The sequence below is a fragment of the Vibrio sp. 10N.286.55.E10 genome, from assembly GCF_002872555.1.
In the GTDB taxonomy this organism is placed as follows: Bacteria; Pseudomonadota; Gammaproteobacteria; order Enterobacterales; family Vibrionaceae; genus Vibrio; species Vibrio crassostreae.
Genome location: NZ_MCSD01000059.1, coordinates 45,997 through 66,791 on the forward strand (window position 1 = coordinate 45,997; position 20,795 = coordinate 66,791).

Sequence of the window (20,795 nt, forward strand, 5' to 3'; positions counted from 1 at the left end):
TAATATGCAACACGAATCTCCTATTATTCGTCGCAAATCAACCCGTATTTATGTGGGTGATGTGCCGATCGGTGATGGTGCACCAATTGCTGTGCAATCCATGACCAACACAAGAACAACAGATGTAGCCGCGACCGTTGCTCAAATTCGAGCTTTGGAAAAAGTTGGCGCTGATATCGTTCGCGTATCTGTACCGACTATGGATGCCGCTGAAGCCTTTAAGCTAATCAAACAGCAGGTCTCTGTTCCTTTGGTTGCTGATATTCACTTCGACTACCGTATCGCCCTTAAAGTGGCAGAATACGGCGTTGACTGTCTGCGTATCAACCCAGGCAACATCGGTAACGAAAGCCGTATCCGCTCAGTTGTTGATTGCGCACGTGATATGAACATTCCGATTCGTATTGGTGTTAACGGTGGTTCTCTTGAGAAAGAGATCCAAGAGAAGTACACAGAGCCTACAGCAGAAGCGCTTGTTGAATCAGCAATGCGTCACGTAGATATCCTCGACCGTCTGAACTTTGATCAATTCAAGGTGAGCGTGAAGGCGTCTGATGTATTCCTAGCTGTTGGTTCTTACCGTTTGCTGGCTAAGCAGATTGACCAACCTCTTCACCTTGGTATTACCGAAGCGGGTGGGGCACGTGCTGGCTCTGTGAAGTCCGCGGTAGGTTTAGGTATGCTTCTTTCCGAAGGTATCGGCGATACGCTGCGTATCTCGTTAGCGGCTGATCCTGTTGAAGAGATCAAAGTCGGCTTTGATATTCTTAAATCTTTGCGTATTCGCTCGCGTGGCATCAACTTCATTGCGTGCCCAAGCTGTTCACGTCAAGAGTTCGATGTTATTAACACCGTTAATGCTCTTGAAGAGCGCCTAGAAGACGTGATTACACCAATGGATGTATCAATCATCGGTTGTGTGGTTAACGGCCCTGGTGAAGCTGAAGTGTCTCACTTAGGTCTAGCGGGTAGTGCACGTAAGAGTGCCTTCTACGAAGACGGTAAGCGTCAGAAAGAGCGCTTCGACAACGATGATCTTGTCGACAAACTTGAAGCTAAGATTCGTGCAAAAGCGTCAGTGCTTGATCAAGCAAATCGCATTGATGTAGAAAACTTAGAAGATTAATACAACGCGATGGGGTGTGATTGTCTATTCGCACTAACACCTGGTCGTGAGAAATTACGGAATAAATACTGTGGCTAAAAATATCCAAGCAATTCGAGGCATGAACGACTGCCTTCCAACTCAATCACCACTGTGGCAGAAAGTAGAAAGCGCAGTTAAAAACGTGGTGAGCGCATACGGTTACAACGAAGTACGTATGCCTATCGTTGAAGAAACAAACCTATTTAGCCGTGCAGTTGGTGAAGAGACAGATGTTGTTTCTAAAGAAATGTACACTTTTGATGACCGCAATGGCGATAGCCTAACGCTGCGTCCAGAAGGCACAGCAGGTTGTGTACGTTCATGTATTCAAAATAGCCTTATCAACCGTGATGAACAGCGCCTATGGTACATGGGTCCAATGTTCCGTCACGAGCGTCCTCAAAAAGGTCGTTACCGTCAATTCCACCAATGTGGTGTTGAGGTGTTTGGCCTAGACGGTCCAGACGTTGACGCAGAACTTATCATGATGACAGCACGTCTATGGCGTGAGCTAGGCATCGATAAGCACGTTCGCCTAGAGCTGAACTCAATCGGTTCTCAAGAAGATCGCGTAAGCTACCGCACTGCGTTAGTGGCTTTCCTTGAGCAACACATTGATGTGCTTGACGAAGACTGCAAACGTCGTATGCACACCAACCCTCTACGTGTACTTGATACTAAGAACCCTGATGTTCAAGCTATCTTAGGTGACGCACCTCGACTATCTGAATATTTAGGTGAAGAATCGAAGCAACATTTTGCTGGTTTGTGTGAACTTCTTGACGCTGTTGGTATCGAATACCAAGTCAATGAGCGTCTAGTACGTGGCCTAGATTACTACAACCGCACCGTATTTGAGTGGATCACAGACAGCCTTGGTGCTCAAGGTACAGTATGTGGCGGCGGTCGTTACGATGGTCTTGTTGAGCAACTGGGCGGCAAAGCAACCAATGCAGTTGGCTTCGCAATGGGTCTAGAGCGTCTGGTTCTGATGATGGAAACGCTAGAGCTAACAGAAGTTCGCCGTAGCGTTGATGTTTACGTAGTTGCTGCTGGCGAAGGTACTATGATCGCGGGCATGCAGTTAGCGAATCAATTACGCGACACCGTTGAAGGCGTGCGTGTAATGAACCACTTCGGTGGTGGTAACTTCAAGAAGCAATTCAAACGTGCTGACAAAGTAGGTGCTGTTGTGGCGCTGGTACTTGGTGAGAACGAAGTTGCTGACAATACAGTTGTGCTAAAAGATCTGGTTGGCGGCGAGCAAGAAACCGTGTCTCAAACGGAAGTTGCAGAGAAAGTTGCTGCGCTAATCTAATTAGCCATTGAGCAAACGCTCATAATGAATACTAACGTCAGCACTATGCTGGCGTTTAAAGAATTAAAGAGGACAGGAAGTGGAACTTTACGATAGCGAAGAGCAACAAGTTGAAGCCATTAAAGATTGGTGGAAAGAGAACGGTAAAGCCGTAATCTTTGGTGCGGTTATTGGTTTAGGTGGTCTATTTGGCTGGCGTTATTACCAAGATTCAGTCGTTGAAGCGCGTGAAGCAGCTTCAGAAAGCTACACCTCTGTAATTTCAGCTCTTGATACTAAGGGCGTTGATGCTCAATCTGATATTCAAGCTTTCATCGACGCAAACAAAGACGCTGAGTACTCAGTACTTGCAGCTATGCAATTAGCAAAAGTACAAGTGCAAGCGGGTGAGCTAGCAGCAGCACTTGAACAGCTAGAGTGGGCAAAATCGGCAACTAAGGACGCGGCACTTGCGCCACTACTTACTTACCGTGTTGCACGCATTAAAGCTGAGCAAGGTGAATTTGACGCAGCATTGACTGATCTTGCTGCTATGACTGATGAATCTTGGAAAGGCCGTGTTGCTGAACTGCGTGGTGATATCTCACTTCGTAAAGGCGACACTGACGCAGCATACAGTGCTTACACAGAAGCACAGCAAGCTGTTGATGCTAGCCAAACGCTTCAAATCAAACTTGACGACCTAGCTAAATAAGGCGCTTTGAATGAAGAAGATGTTTCCAAAAGCGGCGTTGTGTGCGATTGCTCTTGGCCTACTAGCTGGCTGTGCGGGTGAAGAAGACACCGTAATCATGGCTCCAGTACCAACGGTAAACAGCGAGTTCACTCCTAGTCAGGAATGGTCTACGTCGGTTGGTGATGGTGTTGGTCACTACTTTTCAAAACTAACGCCAGAATTGGCTTACGACAAAGTGTTTGTTGCAAGCCGTGAAGGTATGGTTAAAGCGCTTGATCCTGATACAGGTAAAGAGCTGTGGAAAGTCGATCTTGAGAAAGACGTACTGGCTCGTTTATCGGGTGGCTTAACGGCGGCTTACGGTAAAGTATTTGTTGGTTCTGAAAATGGCGAAGTGATCGCACTGGAAGAATCGACCGGTGAAGAGCTGTGGCGTGTATCAGTGAATGGCGAGGTGCTTGCATCCCCAGCAACTGATAGCAACATGGTCATTGTTCATACCAGTCGCGGTATGTTGATCGCGCTAGATCAAGCAAGTGGCGAACAAAAGTGGACCATCAGTACTGAAGTGCCAAGCCTAACACTCCGTGGCGATAGCTCACCGGTTGCGGTTTCTGGTGGTGTATTCTGGGGTACAGCAAATGGTCGTCTAGCTGCGGCTATCGTTGACCGTGGTCAGCTTATTTGGCAACAGCCAGTAGGTACGCCAAAAGGCGCAACGGAAATCGATCGCTTGGTTGATGTTGATGCATCTCCAATTGTTCTCGGTGGCACCCTGTATACCGTAGGTATCAATGGTCAGCTGATTGCAATTGACCTTCGTTCTGGTAAGCCAATTTGGAAGCGTAACTACTCGTCAGCGATTGATTTAGCAAGTGATGGCAGCCGTTTGTTCGTTGTTACCGACAAAGACCATGTGGTTGCGGTTGATGCTCGTAGTGGTACTGAACTGTGGAGCACTCCATTGTTAGAAAACCGCTTACTGACAGCACCTGCTATTATTAATGGTTATGTAGTCGTGGGTGACACAGAAGGTTACCTGCACTGGTTAGATCGTTCATCGGGTGAGTTTGTTGCTCAACAGCTTGTCGATGATAGCGGCTTTGCGGTTGCACCAATTGAACTGCCTGAAGGCTACTTAGTGACGACTCGCAATGGCGATGTAAAGAAACTAACGATTAGCCAATAAAAGCGTGATATAATTCACAGTCGGCTCCTGGTTGGTAACAGCCAGGAGCCGTTTTGTTGTTAAAAATTAATAAACCGTGTGGTTATAGGTAAGAGTTTAAACTTGCGAACAAGTGCTTACCTATAACTACATTTAGAGAAGAAATTGTAGAGGTTGTTATGGTACCTGTTGTTGCTCTAGTAGGGCGTCCGAACGTAGGTAAATCTACGTTATTTAACCGATTGACTCGAACTCGTGATGCATTGGTTGCGGATTTCCCTGGCTTAACGCGTGACCGTAAATACGGCCATGCTCATTTTAGCGAGCATGACTTTATTGTTATTGACACTGGCGGTATCGACGGTACCGAAGAAGGTGTTGAAACTAAAATGGCTGAACAGTCGCTAGCAGCGATTGATGAAGCTGATGTTGTTCTATTTATGGTAGATGGCCGTGCTGGTCTAACACCATCTGATGTAGCGATTGCTAAGCACCTACGTCAACTAGAAAAGCCTTCAATGCTAGTAGTAAACAAGGTTGATGGTATCGACCCTGATGCTGCAAGTGCTGACTTCTGGCAACTAGGTGTAGAAGACATGTACCAAATCGCTGCGGCGCACGGTCGTGGCGTTACTGCACTGATTGACCTTGCTCTTAACCCATTCGCAGAAGCGCTAAAAGCGGAAAATGGCGAAGTAAGCGATCTAACTGAGTTTGAAGACGAAGAAGAAGAGCAGGTTGAATTTACAGAAGAAGAAGCTGAAGAAGAATTCAAGCGTCTTCAAGATCAACCAATCAAGCTAGCGATCATTGGCCGTCCTAACGTAGGTAAATCAACACTAACTAACCGTATTCTTGGTGAAGAACGTGTGGTTGTTTACGATATGCCAGGCACAACTCGTGACTCTATCTATATCCCAATGCAACGTGATGAGCGTGAATACGTTCTAATCGATACTGCGGGTGTTCGTCGTCGTAAAAACATCAACGAAACGGTAGAGAAGTTCTCAGTAGTTAAAACACTGAAAGCGATTGAAGATGCCAACGTTGTATTGCTGCTTATCGATGCTCGCGAAAACATCTCTGATCAAGATCTAAGCTTGTTAGGCTTTGCGTTGAACGCGGGTCGTTCAATTGTTATTGCTGTAAACAAGTGGGATGGCCTAGATAACGACGTGAAAGAACGCGTTAAGAAAGAGCTAGACCGTCGCTTAGGTTTCGTTGATTTCGCACGTATTCACTTTATCTCTGCACTTCACGGTACTGGTGTTGGTCACTTGTTTGAGTCTGTACAAGAAGCTTACAAGTCAGCGACGACTCGTGTTGGTACTTCTGTGCTAACTCGTATCATGAAGATGGCGACTGATGATCACCAACCGCCTATGGTTCGTGGCCGTCGTGTGAAACTGAAATACGCGCACGCTGGTGGCTACAACCCACCGATTATCGTTATCCACGGTAACCAAGTTCGTAATTTGCCAGATTCATACAAACGATTCTTGATGAACTACTACCGTCGTTCACTAGAAATTATGGGTACACCTATTCGCATTCAGTTCCAGAACAGCGAGAACCCATTTGAAGCTAAGACAAACAAGCTGACAATTTCTCAAGAACGCAAACGTAAACGTATGATGAGCATGGTTAAAGGTCGTAAGTAAACCTTTCCAATAGATTTGATACCCGAGCCTGTCTCGGGTATTTTTTTAAGCAAAATTCACGTTAAGCCATAAAAATATATTTTTATCATCATGGCTTAACGAATCAGACTAGATTCCCAAAGAAGAACGATATGACTACTAGCGATTTGATTACACCTGCGTCAGCAATCACACCAACCATCACTAAATTTTGTCATCAGGCCTGGCAGTTCAATGCTAAAGCGCTGTACGTTGAAAGTGATGACAGTAAAACTTACTTGATCACCGACGTAACACCTTTCCACCCTGTTAGCCATATTTGGCCTGATCATCCGGCAGACCAAGGCTTTGTGACTGTTGGTGACGTTCAATATCCAGTGGAGGAGTGCCTTGTTGGTGCAATAGAACAATCTACTGACAAGCTTCATATCGCAGCAGATATTCCTGTTAAGCGTGATACGGAAGGGTGGGCGTTTGTGGTTGTCCACCAGCTACCCGCATCTGCTTCTATGATTAAGGTTAGCGACGAAGTCGTGTTGTCGGTTGATAAAGAATATCAAGCCAGTTTGAGCCGTGGTCACAGTGCTGGCCACATCGCTTTTCTAGCCCTGAATAAAGTATTGGCTGAAAGCTACTGGCGTAAAGATGCGGACAGAAAAGATCCGCTTGGCAGCTACGATTTCAATAGCTATGCACAGGTGACGAGCTTTGTGACTCCAGAGCTGTGTACCGATAAGTATCGTTTAGGCAAAACCCTGAAGAAGCGCGGTTTGAACGTTGCAGACATGCTAGCAAACCTAGATGGCATTGAAGCTGACATCAACCAGATGATTGCGGGCTGGCTTGCAGAGCCGACACAAGTTGCGATGCGACTGGAAGGCGAGACATTAACAGACTCTCGCTATTGGGAATGGCAGTTGGATAGCGATACTTTGGTGTCTATTCCGTGTGGTGGTACTCACATCGAGAACACCTCAGAACTTAAGACATTATCCGTTAAGTTAACCCAGCTAGATGACCAGCATATTGAAATGCTGACGCATGTAATTCGATGATTTAGACTACAGATCGAAATGGGTTGTGCTGTATATTCTGTTTTAAAATGTCACTTTTGATATAAATGACCATTTAAAATTGAAATGCAGCACATGTAACTTATGCTTTCGGTGTGTGGTGATATAAATATTCTTTTTGGGGTAGATCGCTGATCAAAATAGATAAAGCGAAAGATCAACCTATGATCTTCGGTTGTGTGTGGTACTAACTTAGTGTGTTATTATTAACCAATAACAAGCTTGCATAAGAACAAGCTGTACCCAATTACACAATTGAAAGCTTTAGCGAATGGAACAACAATTTTTATTAGAAGGCCACCGAGCAGTCAATAGTTTGCTTCGGAAGCTTGCCCTTGGGATGGATCGCAAGGACTTAAACCATAAGATCATTCAGCTTACTGAGCTGCTTTTTGGTCAGCGTATGGCTTCAATCTTACTGCTCAACTCCGAATCAAAGACTCTACATCTTGAATATGCCCCCAACCTGCCTGATTTCTACAATCAACAGATAGAAGGGGTGGGAATTGGTGCCGGGATTGGTTCCTGTGGTGAGGCAGCTGCGCTTAAGAAAGCAGTGATGGTCTCCAATATAAATGCACACCCAAACTGGGCGCCTTTCTTAGCCTTAACCAGCCAAGCCAATCTGCATGCCTGTTGGTCGGTACCCATTATCTCGTCGCGCGGTAATGTTTTGGGTACCTTTGCTATTTATAGTCAGTACATCTCTGAACCACATGAATTTGAGCTCGAGATCTTAGAGCTATTAGCGTCTCTGTATTCGGTCGCACTAGAGAAGTTTGAGCTGGAGAATCAGCTTAACTTTTTCGCCAATCGTGATTCTCTAACTCACTGTTTGAATCGTCGGGCATTGTTCAATGAAGCCGAAAAAGTGTTAACTAAGCGCTGTTTTGCACAAAAGGTGATGGCGTGTCTGTTTGTTGATGTCGATAAGTTCAAATCGATAAATGATACCTATGGCCACAGTTTCGGTGACGATGTGTTGTTGGCGGTTGCTGAGGTTCTTGATGAGGCAACTACAGCCTGTGCCAAGATAGGACGTTATGGTGGTGATGAGTTTGTGGTGTTCTCTTGTTTTGATGATCAAGAAAGCGTTGTTAGCTTCTATCACAGCTTAGAAAAAGCACTGCAACAAGCGCTTTATATCAATGATGTGCAGTTTTCAGTGAGTGTCGGGCTTTCTTGTGAGAAAGAGCCTCAAGGATTAGACCAGTTGATTGCACAAGCTGATAAGAACATGTACCAAATCAAGCAAGCTAAATCCCAGCAGTAGTAGATTGTAAACAGAGTAGTGAATTAGGAAATGCTAATGAGTGAAAATATCTGCCCTAAGTGTCAGTCTGAGCTTGGTTGGGATGGTAAATATCATTGTGAAACTTGTCAGGCTCACTTTACTAAAGTTGGGTTTTGCCCTGAATGCCGCTGCCAACTTGAGAAGCTTCAAGCCTGTGGTGCCGCGAGCTATTTTTGCAATGGCGATTGCAACGAGCTTAAGTCTAAATCGAGAGTAAAATTCGAATTCCAACCAGCGGAATAGCCTTAAACTGCATGGTTTGAACGACTATCGGTGATGTTATACCAGAGACTCAATACTAAAGTGTTGGGTCTTTTTTGTATCTGAAGAACAGGAATGTGTCATCTTGGTTCATTCTTATCGCCGCTGCACCAGTATGAAACATAGTTACATGATTACTATGCACTCTACTGGTGTGAGTTAATTTTAAATTCTATTAATACAATAGCTTATAAATAAACTTGTTGATTTATAAGTTTGGCACTCTTCTTGTAACTCTGTAATTGAATAACAAAAATACAATTATGGAGTACTATCATGAACAAGGTGTTCAATTTATCGCTAGCTGCACTGTGTACAACACTTTCATTTTCTTCTGCTACCGTGCTTGCGGCTGATGAGACCATCAAGGTCGGCGTTCTACATTCACTGTCTGGTACTATGGCGATCAGTGAAACAACGCTAAAAGATACCGTGCTAATGCTTATCGAAGAGCAGAACAAAAAGGGCGGTTTACTTGGCAAGAAGCTAGAGCCTGTTGTGGTTGACCCTGCGTCAAACTGGCCGCTATTTGCTGAGAAAGCGCGTGAGCTTATCGAAAAAGAGAAGGTCGATGTGGTGTTCGGTGGTTGGACATCGGTATCACGTAAATCGATGCTGCCTGTCTTTGAAGAACTCAACAGCATCCTCTTCTATCCAGTTCAGTATGAAGGTGAAGAGTCTTCTAAAAACGTTTTCTACACCGGCGCAGCGCCAAACCAACAAGCAATTCCTGCTGTGGATTACTTGATGGAAGAGCTTGAAGTTGAACGTTGGGTACTAGCAGGTACCGATTACGTTTACCCACGCACCACCAATAAGATCTTAGAAGCCTACCTAAAAGATAAAGGTGTCACAGAAGAAGACATCATGATCAACTACACGCCATTTGGTCATTCTGATTGGCAATCTATCGTTTCTGACATCAAGAAGTTCGGTGAAGCGGGCAAGAAAACTGCAGTGGTTTCTACTGTGAACGGCGATGCGAACGTACCTTTCTATAAAGAGCTTGGCGCACAAGGCATTTCATCTGAAGACATCCCAGTTATTGCATTCTCTGTTGGTGAAGAAGAACTTTCAGGTATGGACACAGAACCACTAGTAGGCCATCTAGCCGCATGGAACTACTTCATGAGTGTTGATACCGAAGCCAATGAAGAGTTCGTTGAAACGTGGCAGTCGTTCATAAAGAGTGAAAAGCGTGTCACCAATGACCCAATGGAAGCGCACTATGTGGGCTTCAACATGTGGGCTCAAGCGGTCACTAATGCAGGCACAACCGATCCTGAATCTGTGCAAGATGCCTTGATTGGTGTGTCTGTTCCTAACCTTTCTGGCGGCTACTCAACCATGCTGCCAAACCACCATATAACTAAACCAGTCCTGATCGGTGAGATCCAAGACGATGGTCAATTCGATATCGTTTGGGAAACCACAGGTCTAGTTGCGGGTGATGCTTGGTCGAGTTACTTACCTGAATCGGCAAAACTGTTCTCTAGCTGGTCGAAGCCATTCTCATGTGGTGCGTTTAACGTCGAAACCAAGAAGTGTTCTGGCGGTAACTAGATCGATTCGTCAGAAACATTGAGCCTTTCGGATTAGGGAAGAACGCTTTATTTGGGAGCGTAACTAACGAAAGGATCACGTTTCAAGTAATCATTATTCTCCACATATCCATCGAGCAAAAATAACAAAATCTAGCTCGATGGATTAAGGAAGCAGGGATGAAAAAACTATTGAACGTATTTAAAGCGCTGCTGCTTATGGCTGTCAGTGCTCAGTTGGCTTTTGCTGGAATAACAGATGAAGCTAGTTTTACCAAGGCGCTAGTTGGTAAGAAAACATCGGATAAAGAATTAGCTATTGATTGGGTTATTGAGACGCAAACGGAAGATGTGTCGAAACCTATTTTGGATGGCTGGTTAAACGGTGATCTCTATTACTTTAATGACAAACAAAGTGAGCAGTACAAACAGCTTTACCTAATTCAAAGCATTAAAACGGCAACCTCGGCTCAGTCTGTGTGGGATGAATCAAGCCTCAGTATCGAGAATACGAGACAGTTTAAAAAGGTTCGCGTGAACAATAAACTTCGCGGGATCTTGCGCGGCGAAATTGCTTCTATTGGACTGAACAGCAGTAACCCAGACGTGCGTTATAAAGCGGTTCTGGATCTGCTCGGTACCAAAGATTCTGACATTATTGATCGTTTAGCTGTGCTGAGAACCAGTGAATCAGAGGGCAAAGTCGCTGAGTTGATGGACTTGTCGTTAGCCATTTTCACTTCTCTTGATAAGAGTGCCACGGTTGACGATCGTGTGGTTTCGGTTGACCGAGTCGGTGACTTCAAACATTCAGTAGTACTCAAAACCTTGAATCAATTGCTCAACAGCGAACAAGACCCAAAAGTCTTGGCGGCAGCAGAGAGAGCGATGGATGATTATCAACAGAGCCAAGCACTTTATTCGGGTGTTGAGACTGTGTTCTTCGGCTTGAGTTTAGGTTCTGTGTTGGTGCTAGCAGGAATAGGTTTGGCGATTACCTTTGGTGTGATGGGCGTGATCAACATGGCTCATGGCGAGCTGATCATGATTGGCGCTTACACCACCTATGTATTGCAACTACTAATGCCGAATCACATCGGTTTAGCGCTAATTCTCTCTATTCCGGCTGCATTTATTGTGTCTGGTCTGGTCGGTATTGCGATTGAGCGCAGCGTGATTCGTCATCTTTACGGTCGCCCATTGGAAACTTTGCTCGCGACCTTCGGTATCAGCTTGATCTTGCAACAAGCCGTTCGCTCTATTTTCTCTCCACTTAACCGCTCAGTGAGCACGCCTGAATGGATGTCTGGCGCACTTCAATTGAACCCAATGTTATCTCTGACCTACAACCGACTTTATATCATCTTATTCTGTGGTTTGGTGTTTTTAGGCTTGTTGATGGTTTTGAAAAAGACACCACTAGGTTTGCAGGTTCGTGCGGTTTCTCAAAACCGTGGCATGGCGCGTGCGATGGGCATTCGTTCTGAACGAGTTGATGCGATGACCTTTGGTTTAGGTTCTGGCGTGGCGGGTGTCGCGGGTGTGGCACTTTCTCAACTGACTAACGTTGGCCCTAATATGGGGCAAGCGTACATCATCGATTCTTTCATGGTGGTGGTGTTCGGCGGAGTAGGCAACTTGTGGGGAACATTAGTCGCAGGCTTAAGCCTTGGTTTGTTCAATAAGATCTTAGAGCCTTGGGCTGGCGCAGTGCTCGCCAAGATTCTAGTACTGGTTTTCATCATTCTATTTATTCAAAAACGCCCACGCGGATTGTTCCCGCAACGTGGTCGTGCGGCTGAAGGTTAAGGACAACATCATGCAGTCTAAATCATTTGTACTTTCGGCGATGCGTGGTGATAAAGGTGGTCAACTGACCATCCTTGCCATTCTTGCGGCCGTGATTCTAATCCCACTGGCTAATACCGTGTTACCAAGTGGACACCCGCTTCATGTCGAGACTTTCACTATCTCGCTGATGGGCAAATACCTAAGCTATGCGATGTTGGCGTTGGCGCTCGATCTGGTGTGGGGCTACCTCGGAATATTGAGCTTAGGCCACGGTGCTTTCTTTGCGCTTGGCGGTTATGCGATGGGCATGTACTTAATGCGCCAGATTGGTGATCGTGGGGTTTATGGCGATCCTATTTTGCCTGACTTCATGGTGTTCCTTGATTGGTCAGCGTTGCCGTGGTTCTGGCAGGGCTTTGATCAATTCTGGTTTGCTTGCTTAATGGTGGTGTTGGTGCCGGGCGCATTGGCCTATTTGTTCGGTTATTTGGCTTTCCGATCTCGCGTGTCTGGTGTCTACCTTTCGATCATGACTCAAGCGTTAACTTACGCTTTGATGTTGGCGTTCTTCCGCAACGAGATGGGCTTTGGTGGTAACAATGGACTGACGGATTTTAAAGACATCATTGGCCTGAGTTTACAGAGTGATGCGGTCAAGATTGGTCTGTTTGTCGCGACGGGTATCTCGCTCATCCTTAGCTATATAGCGTGTCGCATGGTCGTGACCAGTCGATTAGGACGTGTGGCCTTAGCGATTCGTGATACCGAGTCTCGCACTCGCTTTATGGGTTACGACGTCGATGGCATCAAGTTATGGGTCTTCGTTTTGTCTGCGGTTATCGCGGGTATTGCTGGCGCGCTCTATGTGCCTCAAGTCGGCATCATCAACCCAGGTGAATTTGCACCGCTTAACTCGATTGAAATTGTGGTTTGGGTTGCCTTAGGCGGCCGCGCCACTCTGTTTGGTGCCATCGTTGGCGCTCTGATCATCAACTACGCCAAGAGCTGGTTTACCGTTGAATTCCCAGAGGTGTGGTTATTCGCTCTCGGTGGACTATTCGTTCTTTCAACCATGTACTTCCCACAAGGTGTGATTGGCTTTGTTAGCGAAAAATGGCAACAGCTACGCAAGGCATCGAATGCAAAAGGCGAAGGACAAGATAAGGATGATCAACATAAAGGCAAGGAGGCGATCGCATGACCACATTTAACAGCGTAAAAGAGTCGGTTCAGGAGTTCACTCGTCGAGACGAAGTTTTTGATTACCTTAAACCCGATATTCATCCTGCCATCGATACCCGTCACAACGTGTTGTTGTACGTGGAAGGCGTTAATAAAAGCTTCGATGGTTTCCAAGCGATAAACGATCTCAATCTTTATATCAAAGAGGGCGAACTGCGCTGCATCATTGGCCCTAATGGCGCAGGTAAAACCACCATGATGGACATCATCACCGGGAAAACTAAGCCAGACACTGGCGAAGTGTGGTTAGGTTCGAACATCAATCTACTCAAGATGAACGAAGCTGAAATTGCCAATGCAGGTGTTGGGCGTAAGTTCCAAAAGCCGACCGTAATTGAATGTTTAACCGTGTGGCAGAACCTTGAGTTGGCGATGGCCGGCGATCGTTCAGTGTGGGCGACTTTCACTGCCGTGATGTCTGGCGAGCAGAAAGACAAACTGACCTCTGTGCTTGAGCTGATTCATTTAAAAGACGAAGCGGCTAACTTGGCAGGCAACCTGTCTCACGGGCAAAAGCAGTGGTTAGAGATCGGCATGTTACTGATGCAAAACCCTAGGCTGTTGCTGGTGGATGAACCCGTTGCAGGTATGACTCACCAAGAGATGGACCGCACATCTGAGTTACTTAACTCACTGGCAGGTAAGCACTCAGTGGTCGTGGTTGAACACGATATGGATTTCGTTCGTTCGATTGCTAGCCATGTCACCGTGCTTCATCAAGGTCACGTGTTAGCAGAAGGCACCATGGACCAAGTGCAGGCTCACCCTGAAGTTAAACAAGTTTATCTCGGAGAATAGGATGTTAGAGGTTAAATCAGTTAATCAATATTACGGTGAGAGCCACACTTTGTGGGACTTGGATATGCAGATCCCAGAGGGTAAATGCACGGTGTTAATGGGCCGCAATGGCGTCGGTAAAACTACGTTGCTGCAATGTATCATGGGGCTGATTAAGGTTGAAAGTGGTGACATCTCTTTATCGGGTGAGTCGTTACTAAAAACCGACGCCGAGGATCGTCCTCGCCAAGGGATCGGTTATGTGCCGCAAGGTCGTCAGATATTCCCGATGCTCACTGTTCAAGAAAATCTAGAGGTTGGCTTGCCGATTCGAGAGAAGGGCGATCGTAAGATCCCAGAGTTCATTTTCGATATCTTCCCTGTCTTGAAAGAGATGCTGCATCGCCGCGGTGGTGACTTATCCGGTGGTCAGCAGCAGCAACTCGCAATTGGGCGTGCGTTGGTGGTTAATCCAAAGCTATTGATCTTGGATGAACCAACAGAAGGTATTCAGCCCAATATTGTGCAAGAGATTGGCGACATCATTCGTATGCTCAACGCGAAAATGGGACTCACGGTTTTGTTGGTTGAGCAGAAGTTGCCGTTTGCAAGAAAAGTCGGTGACCGTTTTTGTATTCTCGACCGTGGCCGTCAGGTGGCTGAAGGTGAAATGAAAGGGCTCAATGAGTCCTTGATTAAGGAGTACCTAACCGTATGAATTCTCTCTTTTCTCCGAATGAAGTAAGGAACGCTTCTTTAGTAGAAGCCTTGTCTCTGAATGAGACCATCGAACAAGATATTCGAGATGGTTGGCAGGCGAGCTTAAACCTCACCTTTGTCGACCGTGGTGACAAAACCGTATTAAAGAATCGTCAGCAGTCTGGTCCGCTTGCGGTGCAACGTCCCTTGTATCCTGATGGGGAAACGTGTCACACCTACTTACTTCATCCCCCCGGCGGAGTGGTAGGTGGTGACACTCTTAATATTGAGGCAACCGTAGAAAGCGGTGCTCATACGTTGATCACCACACCCGGTGCGACCAAGTTCTATCGTTCTAACAATAAGTACGCCAAGCAGAAGCAAACCCTGCGCGTCAAGAAAGGTGCGCGCTTGGAATGGATGCCGCAAGAGAACATCTTTTTCCCCAATGCACACGTGCGCCTAGACACTGAAATTCGTCTAGAAAAGGGTGCACAGTTTTGGGGGTGGGAGATGCACTGTTTTGGACGACCTGCACAGAATGAGGGATTTGAGCGAGGTCACCTTGTTGGGAAAACGGAAATCTATCTTGATAATCAAAGGCTTCTGACTGAAGGTTTTAATTTTCATGGTGGCGATAAGTTGATGATAAATATGGGGTTACTTGATTTTTCAATGATGGGAACCTTTTATATCACCTCAAATGAGAAGCAAGATTTAGAGTTGGTACAGAGCTTGCTCTTATCTATTACACAGCAAGCTTCACAGCAATCAGTTACATCAAAAACGTCGAGTGAACCCACATTAATATTGGGCGCTACTCAGATAGAAGGATTGATTGTGGTGCGAGCCTTGGGGAATTGGAGTGAGGATATCCTCCAAGCCTTTGGTCAGATTTGGCAAGCAACTCGCTCTCATTTATGTGGTACGACTCCTGATTTACCAAGGATTTGGGCGACTTAGCGATTAGCCCTATTTGTACCGGGGGCGCCTTCCGGCCCTCGGTACATTTTTTCAAGCTTGCTGTGATTGAATCCCACTTACTGCTCATGCTTTTTGAGCAATAAGAAAACAACACTAACAGCGGGTGGCTAAATGGAATTAACACCAAGAGAAAAAGACAAGTTACTTATCTTCTGCGCAGGAATGCTGGCACAGCAGCGCAAACAAAAAGGCTTAAAACTCAACTACCCAGAATCTATTGCGCTGATCTGCAGTGCCATTCTTGAAGGTGCCCGTGAGGGTAAAACCGTTTCGGAATTGATGGATTTTGGACGCACACTGCTTACCGTCGATGACGTTATGGAGGGGATCCCTTCCATGATCCCAGATGTACAAGTCGAAGCTACTTTTCCTGATGGCACCAAGTTGGTGACCGTTCATGAACCTATCGTGTAGGGAGAAGTAATATGGCTGGTTCCACCAAACAATATTCAGGCTTCGTACCCGGAAAAGTAGAAACCGCTCCCGGTGACATCACTCTCAATGAAGGTCGAGACACGACGTCCGTAAAGGTTCAAAACATTGGCGATCGTCCTGTTCAAATTGGTTCTCATTACCACTTCTATGAAGCAAACCCTTCGCTGATTTTTGATCGAGAAGCCACTAAAGGTTTTCGACTCAATATCCCAGCAGGCACCGCCACCCGTTTTGAACCGGGTCAGTCGCGCAGTGTCGAGTTAGTGCGTTACGCCGGTAAGTTAGAGATCTACGGCTTCCAAGGGAAAGTGATGGGCAAGCTCTAAGCGCTCTCACGGAAACAATGAAAATAACAAAGGATTGAACATGGCGACGATATCCAGACAGGCTTATGCCGAAATGTTTGGGCCAACAGTCGGAGACCGAGTGCGTCTTGCTGACACCGATTTATGGCTAGAAGTTGAAAAGGATTACACCGTATACGGTGACGAAGTGAAGTTCGGCGGCGGTAAAGTGATTCGTGATGGACAAGGGCAAAGTCAACGTCCAAGTGCCGAAACTCCTGATTTGGTGATCACCAATGCGATTGTTTTGGACTACTGGGGCATCGTAAAAGCCGATGTCGCTATCAAAGACGGCCGAGTTCAAGCGTTGGGTAAAGCGGGTAACCCCGATGTTCAACCGGGCGTCGATATAGTGATTGGTCCGGGCACAGAGATTTTAGCAGGTGAAGGTTCGATCCTCACGGCAGGTGGCATCGACTCACACATCCACTTTATCTGCCCACAGCAGATTGAAGAAGCGTTGGCGTCGGGTGTTACGACCATGATAGGCGGTGGCACGGGGCCAAACACCGGTACTAACGCGACCACATGTACACCGGGACCGTGGAACATGCATCGTATGTTGGAATCACTCGATCAATTCCCAATGAACTTTGGTTTACTCGGGAAAGGCAATGCTAGCCAACCGGAAGCACTGCGTGAGCAAGTGGCAGCGGGTGCTGTGGGTTTGAAGTTGCATGAAGACTGGGGAACAACACCCGCTTCAATTGATACTTGTTTGAGTGTTGCAGACGAGATGGACGTACAAGTTGCGATTCACACCGATACTCTGAACGAATCTGGTTTTGTGGAATCGACACTTGGTGCCATCGGTGATCGCGTGATTCATACCTATCACACTGAAGGTGCGGGTGGTGGTCATGCTCCTGATATTATCCGCGCGGCAGGTGAACCAAATGTTCTGCCTTCTTCGACTAACCCAACGCGACCTTATACGGTCAATACGGTCGATGAGCACTTAGACATGTTGATGGTGTGTCATCACTTGTCACCGTCAATTGCTGAAGATGTCGCGTTCGCTGAATCGCGCATTCGCCGTGAAACCATTGCCGCAGAAGATATTCTTCATGACTTAGGAGCCTTTTCGATGATCGCTTCGGATTCGCAAGCGATGGGGCGCGTAGGTGAGGTAGTAACACGTACTTGGCAAACCGCACACAAGATGAAAGTGCAGCGTGGCAACCTAAAAGAAGATTCTGACTACAGCGATAACTTCCGCCTAAGACGTTATGTCGCTAAGTACACCATTAACCCTGCGATCACGCACGGCATGGCACATGAGATCGGCTCTATCGAAGCAGGAAAGCTCGCGGATCTCGTGCTGTGGAAACCTGCTTTCTTTGGTGTGAAGCCGAGCGTGATTTTGAAAGGCGGTATGATCGCCATGGCGCCGATGGGTGACCCAAATGCTTCAATCCCAACACCTCAGCCAGTTCACTATCGCTCGATGTTTGGTAGCTACGGCAAGGCATGTCAGAACACATCAATGTTGTTTGTCTCTAAAGAAGCCAAGGCACAGAACATCGACAAACAATTGGGTCTGCAGAGCTTGATTGGTGTTGTGAGTAACTGCCGAAACATCAGCAAAGCCGACATGAAGCTCAATGATTGGATGCCAAAAATTGAGGTCGACTCTCAGACTTATCAAGTGCGTGCTGATGGTGAACTGCTGACGTGTGAGCCGGCTGAAGAACTGCCAATGGCTCAAAGATATTTTTTATTTTAATAGCTCGGCTGAAGGCTTTTATTTTAAGTCCTTTAGCTGAAGCTCGTATTTTAGCTCTTGGCTGAGGGCTCCTAATTTGAACGTTATAAATCTCACAAGGAGATTGAGGTAATAGCATGATTGAACTGACTCAACTAAATACTCAAATACAAAATGCACCGGACGGCTATTTAAGTCTGCCGATCGATAGTCGCATTAAAAGCCGTCTTAAGGTGATGCTTGATGACGGGCGCAATGCTGGATTGTTTCTACCACGCGGTCATATTTTGCGTGGTGGAGAACAATTGACTAGTGAGTGTGGCTTAACTGTCGAAGTGAAAGCGGCGCCGGAAACCGTGTCGACCGTTTACTGTGAAGACTCGCATCTGTTAACTCGTGTTGCTTATCACCTTGGTAACCGACATGTTCCGCTGCAAGTGGAAGCGGGCTGGGTTCGTTATCAAAACGACCATGTTTTGGATGAAATGGTTGAAGGTTTGGGCGCGACAGTGACGACCGAAAAACAACCGTTTGAACCAGAAGGCGGCGCTTATGGCGGTCGCTCTGGTGGTCATCATCACCATCATTAATCGAGTCATTTGAGACTCATCCATTTATAGATACAACCACGATATCAATAATTATAAACGCAAGGAACTCGCGATGAACTTTAAAACAGCTGCTGGCTTTTGTACTTTCACACTGGCTTCTCTAACAACATCCACGATGGCTTTCGCTCACCCGGGGCACGGTTCGCATTCGGTTCATGAGTCTCACTCATTTATGTCTGGCTTAACTCACCCTGTGACAGGTATCGATCACCTGATTATGCTGATCGCTTTTGGTCTGTTAATTGGCGCACTGTCGTTTTCAACCAAGATAAAAGCCGCTTTGATTGGCGGTGGATTGGCTTCGTTGGTGGTTGGGCTTATCGCAGGCCAAGCCTTAGGTTTCTCTGTAATTGTTGAACCAGCCATTATCGCTTCTCTGTTCGTCGTCAGCCTTTGCCTATGGCACGTATTCTCACCATCAACCAAGCGTGTAAACAGCGTATTAGTCGCTTCTATTGCTATGTTGTTTTTCCATGGTTACGCACACGGCGTTGAAGCTGCGAGCAACCTAACTCAGTTTGCAGCAGGCATGAGCATCACTGCTTTGGCTCTTATGGTTATCGGTACATCGGTTGGACGCGCGGTTTACTCTAAATGGATGTCGGTTGGTGTGGCTTCAGCTAGCGCATTATTACTGTTAGGCGCGTAAGCTCTCGAACTTTTTCGATTCTAGAAGACTGAGGGCGCGATTATGAACACAACAGAAAATGTTGCCATCTATCGTCTGTTTCAATTGATCAGTCCGTCACTGCCGATTGGTGGATTCACATACTCGCAAGGCTTAGAGTTAGCGGTTGAAGCGGGGTGGGTAACCAATCGCGATAGTATGGAACAGTGGCTTAATACTATCGTCAGTTCCAGTGTCGCGACCTTGGAATTACCTATCTTAGAGCGCCTTTATCATGCCCTAGAAAAGGGTGAACTCGATGAAATTGAGCATTGGTGTAACTACTTGTACTCAAGCCGCGAAACCAGTGAATTGCGAGCGGAAGAAAAGCAGCGTGGGCAGGCATTGAACACCTTGTTGAAGCGCTTGGATATCGATATTTCGCTGGTGGACTCTGTTGATAGTTACCCAAACCAACTGTTGGGCATGTGTATGGCGGCTCAGCATTGGTGCATTGATTTAGAAAGCCTCAAGCAAGGTTACTTATGGAGCTGGCTTGAAAATATCGTTACCGCAGGAGTCAAATTGGTGCCTTTAGGCCAAACCGACGGGCAGTTGGCACTGATTAATATCACTAACACCTTTCCCGAGGTGATTGAGAAAGCACGCAAGATTGAAGATTGGATGATAGGTAGCTTTTCGCCATCAATGGCATTAGCAAGTTCACTGCACGAAACACAATACACACGACTATTTCGTTCGTAGCGGTCAGCTTGAACGGTGTAGTAAAAAGAATATAAGGAAGTAGACAATGGAAAGTTATAAGCAACCACTTCGAATTGGTATTGGTGGCCCGGTAGGGTCTGGTAAAACAGCGTTGTTAGAGGTGCTATGTAAGGCGATTCGCGACAAGCTCAACATTGCCGTAGTAACCAACGACATCTACACCCAAGAAGATGCCAAGATCCTAACGCGAGCAGAGGCGTTGGAACCAGATCGTATTATTGGTGTAGAAACCGGCGGTTGCCCGCACACTGCGATCCGTGAAGATGCCTCGATGAACCTAGCGGCAGTCGAAGAGCTGGCTAAGTTACATAAGAATCTCGATGTGGTGTTTGTAGAGAGTGGTGGCGACAACCTCAGTGCGACGTTTAGCCCTGAATTAGCTGACCTGACTATCTATGTGATTGATGTAGCGGAAGGGGAGAAGATCCCACGTAAAGGTGGCCCAGGTATTACACGATCTGATCTGTTGGTTATCAATAAAATCGATTTAGCACCGTATGTTGGCGCATCATTGGAGGTGATGGAGCAAGACACACAACGCATGCGTCCAACCAAGCCCTATGTGTTTACCAACCTCAAAGAGAGCCAAGGGCTAGACTTCATCATCAACTTTATTGTGACCGAAGGGATGCTAACCATGAAGGAACCTTCTACTACTGAGTAGGGTTGGAATCATTGATTTTTTAAGCCGTTAGA

21 protein-coding genes are annotated in these 20,795 nt (G+C 46.5%); all 21 read left to right on the top strand.

The features are described 5' to 3' along the window. Nucleotides 1-4 precede the first annotated feature (4 nt). The gene (gene ispG / locus BCV39_RS20525) at nt 5-1,126 is read left to right on the top strand and encodes a flavodoxin-dependent (E)-4-hydroxy-3-methylbut-2-enyl-diphosphate synthase (protein ID WP_048658835.1); all 1,122 of its coding nucleotides are present in this window, start codon (nt 5-7) and stop codon (nt 1,124-1,126) included. 70 nt (nt 1,127-1,196) lie between these two features. Continuing rightward, the gene (gene hisS / locus BCV39_RS20530) at nt 1,197-2,465 is read left to right on the top strand and encodes a histidine--tRNA ligase (protein WP_017062514.1); all 1,269 of its coding nucleotides are present in this window, start codon (nt 1,197-1,199) and stop codon (nt 2,463-2,465) included. Nucleotides 2,466-2,544: 79 nt separating this feature from the next. Next, nucleotides 2,545-3,159 carry a YfgM family protein gene (locus tag BCV39_RS20535; protein WP_048658834.1) on the top strand — a complete coding sequence of 205 codons (615 nt, stop codon included), beginning with the start codon at nt 2,545-2,547 and terminating at the stop codon, nt 3,157-3,159. 10 nt (nt 3,160-3,169) lie between these two features. Beyond that, complete coding sequence (bamB, locus tag BCV39_RS20540) at nt 3,170-4,330, top strand: outer membrane protein assembly factor BamB (protein ID WP_048613470.1); 1,161 nt, start codon at nt 3,170-3,172, stop codon at nt 4,328-4,330. A 158-nt stretch (nt 4,331-4,488) separates the two neighbouring features. Continuing rightward, the gene (gene der, locus BCV39_RS20545; protein ID WP_017629857.1) at nt 4,489-5,970 is read left to right on the top strand and encodes a ribosome biogenesis GTPase Der; all 1,482 of its coding nucleotides are present in this window, start codon (nt 4,489-4,491) and stop codon (nt 5,968-5,970) included. 131 nt (nt 5,971-6,101) lie between these two features. Next, nucleotides 6,102-7,004, top strand: coding sequence for a metal-dependent hydrolase (locus BCV39_RS20550; RefSeq protein WP_102431875.1), 903 nt, complete (start codon nt 6,102-6,104; stop codon nt 7,002-7,004). A 289-nt stretch (nt 7,005-7,293) separates the two neighbouring features. After that, nucleotides 7,294-8,295 (top strand): sensor domain-containing diguanylate cyclase, encoded by a 1,002-nt coding sequence (locus BCV39_RS20555; RefSeq protein ID WP_102431876.1) that lies wholly within the window; start codon nt 7,294-7,296, stop codon nt 8,293-8,295. 36 nt (nt 8,296-8,331) lie between these two features. Beyond that, nucleotides 8,332-8,559 carry a zinc ribbon domain-containing protein gene (locus BCV39_RS20560; protein WP_102431877.1) on the top strand — a complete coding sequence of 76 codons (228 nt, stop codon included), beginning with the start codon at nt 8,332-8,334 and terminating at the stop codon, nt 8,557-8,559. 294 nt (nt 8,560-8,853) lie between these two features. Next, nucleotides 8,854-10,140: an urea ABC transporter substrate-binding protein gene (urtA, locus tag BCV39_RS20565; RefSeq protein WP_102431878.1), complete on the top strand. Its 1,287-nt coding sequence runs from the start codon at nt 8,854-8,856 to the stop codon at nt 10,138-10,140. A gap of 158 nt (nt 10,141-10,298) precedes the next feature. Then, a complete protein-coding gene (urtB, locus tag BCV39_RS20570; RefSeq protein ID WP_102431879.1) occupies nt 10,299-11,927 on the top strand; it encodes an urea ABC transporter permease subunit UrtB in 1,629 nt (542 codons plus the stop codon). A gap of 10 nt (nt 11,928-11,937) precedes the next feature. After that, nucleotides 11,938-13,110, top strand: coding sequence for an urea ABC transporter permease subunit UrtC (gene urtC / locus BCV39_RS20575; RefSeq protein ID WP_102431880.1), 1,173 nt, complete (start codon nt 11,938-11,940; stop codon nt 13,108-13,110). Beyond that, complete coding sequence (urtD, locus tag BCV39_RS20580; RefSeq protein ID WP_102431881.1) at nt 13,107-13,949, top strand: urea ABC transporter ATP-binding protein UrtD; 843 nt, start codon at nt 13,107-13,109, stop codon at nt 13,947-13,949. Before urtC ends, urtD begins: the two co-directional genes overlap by 4 nt. A gap of 1 nt (nt 13,950) precedes the next feature. After that, complete coding sequence (urtE, locus tag BCV39_RS20585; protein ID WP_102431882.1) at nt 13,951-14,646, top strand: urea ABC transporter ATP-binding subunit UrtE; 696 nt, start codon at nt 13,951-13,953, stop codon at nt 14,644-14,646. Beyond that, nucleotides 14,643-15,590, top strand: a complete 948-nt coding sequence (locus BCV39_RS20590) for an urease accessory protein UreD (RefSeq protein WP_102431883.1) — start codon at nt 14,643-14,645, stop codon at nt 15,588-15,590. The genes urtE and BCV39_RS20590 overlap by 4 nt, the downstream gene beginning before the upstream one ends. A 132-nt stretch (nt 15,591-15,722) precedes the next feature. Then, entirely contained in the window at nt 15,723-16,025 is a 303-nt protein-coding gene (ureA, locus tag BCV39_RS20595; protein ID WP_102431884.1) for an urease subunit gamma, read from the top strand. An 11-nt stretch (nt 16,026-16,036) separates the two neighbouring features. Then, nucleotides 16,037-16,372: an urease subunit beta gene (locus BCV39_RS20600; RefSeq protein ID WP_004735120.1), complete on the top strand. Its 336-nt coding sequence runs from the start codon at nt 16,037-16,039 to the stop codon at nt 16,370-16,372. Between the two features lie 40 nt (nt 16,373-16,412). Then, complete coding sequence (gene ureC / locus BCV39_RS20605) at nt 16,413-18,116, top strand: urease subunit alpha (protein ID WP_102431885.1); 1,704 nt, start codon at nt 16,413-16,415, stop codon at nt 18,114-18,116. A gap of 116 nt (nt 18,117-18,232) precedes the next feature. Next, nucleotides 18,233-18,685: an urease accessory protein UreE gene (gene ureE, locus BCV39_RS20610; RefSeq protein WP_102431886.1), complete on the top strand. Its 453-nt coding sequence runs from the start codon at nt 18,233-18,235 to the stop codon at nt 18,683-18,685. A 73-nt stretch (nt 18,686-18,758) separates the two neighbouring features. Next, entirely contained in the window at nt 18,759-19,355 is a 597-nt protein-coding gene (locus BCV39_RS20615; RefSeq protein ID WP_102431887.1) for a HupE/UreJ family protein, read from the top strand. Nucleotides 19,356-19,397: 42 nt separating this feature from the next. Continuing rightward, nucleotides 19,398-20,078, top strand: coding sequence for an urease accessory UreF family protein (locus BCV39_RS20620; protein WP_102431888.1), 681 nt, complete (start codon nt 19,398-19,400; stop codon nt 20,076-20,078). Nucleotides 20,079-20,124: 46 nt separating this feature from the next. After that, nucleotides 20,125-20,763, top strand: coding sequence for an urease accessory protein UreG (gene ureG, locus BCV39_RS20625; protein WP_017062498.1), 639 nt, complete (start codon nt 20,125-20,127; stop codon nt 20,761-20,763). The last annotated feature ends 32 nt before the right edge of the window (nt 20,764-20,795 follow it).

What these genes read in the sequence shown, in the direction of transcription:
- BCV39_RS20550 (WP_102431875.1), top strand. Translation starts at nt 6,102, where the DNA reads ATGACTACTAGCGATTTGATTACACCTGCGTCAGCAATCACACCAACC.
- ureG (WP_017062498.1), top strand. Translation starts at nt 20,125, where the DNA reads ATGGAAAGTTATAAGCAACCACTTCGAATTGGTATTGGTGGCCCGGTA.
- ureE (WP_102431886.1), top strand. Translation starts at nt 18,233, where the DNA reads ATGATTGAACTGACTCAACTAAATACTCAAATACAAAATGCACCGGAC.
- bamB (WP_048613470.1), top strand. Translation starts at nt 3,170, where the DNA reads ATGAAGAAGATGTTTCCAAAAGCGGCGTTGTGTGCGATTGCTCTTGGC.
- BCV39_RS20600 (WP_004735120.1), top strand. Translation starts at nt 16,037, where the DNA reads ATGGCTGGTTCCACCAAACAATATTCAGGCTTCGTACCCGGAAAAGTA.
- BCV39_RS20560 (WP_102431877.1), top strand. Translation starts at nt 8,332, where the DNA reads ATGAGTGAAAATATCTGCCCTAAGTGTCAGTCTGAGCTTGGTTGGGAT.
- der (WP_017629857.1), top strand. Translation starts at nt 4,489, where the DNA reads ATGGTACCTGTTGTTGCTCTAGTAGGGCGTCCGAACGTAGGTAAATCT.
- BCV39_RS20615 (WP_102431887.1), top strand. Translation starts at nt 18,759, where the DNA reads ATGAACTTTAAAACAGCTGCTGGCTTTTGTACTTTCACACTGGCTTCT.
- ispG (WP_048658835.1), top strand. Translation starts at nt 5, where the DNA reads ATGCAACACGAATCTCCTATTATTCGTCGCAAATCAACCCGTATTTAT.
- urtC (WP_102431880.1), top strand. Translation starts at nt 11,938, where the DNA reads ATGCAGTCTAAATCATTTGTACTTTCGGCGATGCGTGGTGATAAAGGT.
- urtD (WP_102431881.1), top strand. Translation starts at nt 13,107, where the DNA reads ATGACCACATTTAACAGCGTAAAAGAGTCGGTTCAGGAGTTCACTCGT.
- BCV39_RS20555 (WP_102431876.1), top strand. Translation starts at nt 7,294, where the DNA reads ATGGAACAACAATTTTTATTAGAAGGCCACCGAGCAGTCAATAGTTTG.
- urtE (WP_102431882.1), top strand. Translation starts at nt 13,951, where the DNA reads ATGTTAGAGGTTAAATCAGTTAATCAATATTACGGTGAGAGCCACACT.
- BCV39_RS20620 (WP_102431888.1), top strand. Translation starts at nt 19,398, where the DNA reads ATGAACACAACAGAAAATGTTGCCATCTATCGTCTGTTTCAATTGATC.
- urtB (WP_102431879.1), top strand. Translation starts at nt 10,299, where the DNA reads ATGAAAAAACTATTGAACGTATTTAAAGCGCTGCTGCTTATGGCTGTC.
- BCV39_RS20590 (WP_102431883.1), top strand. Translation starts at nt 14,643, where the DNA reads ATGAATTCTCTCTTTTCTCCGAATGAAGTAAGGAACGCTTCTTTAGTA.
- urtA (WP_102431878.1), top strand. Translation starts at nt 8,854, where the DNA reads ATGAACAAGGTGTTCAATTTATCGCTAGCTGCACTGTGTACAACACTT.
- ureC (WP_102431885.1), top strand. Translation starts at nt 16,413, where the DNA reads ATGGCGACGATATCCAGACAGGCTTATGCCGAAATGTTTGGGCCAACA.
- ureA (WP_102431884.1), top strand. Translation starts at nt 15,723, where the DNA reads ATGGAATTAACACCAAGAGAAAAAGACAAGTTACTTATCTTCTGCGCA.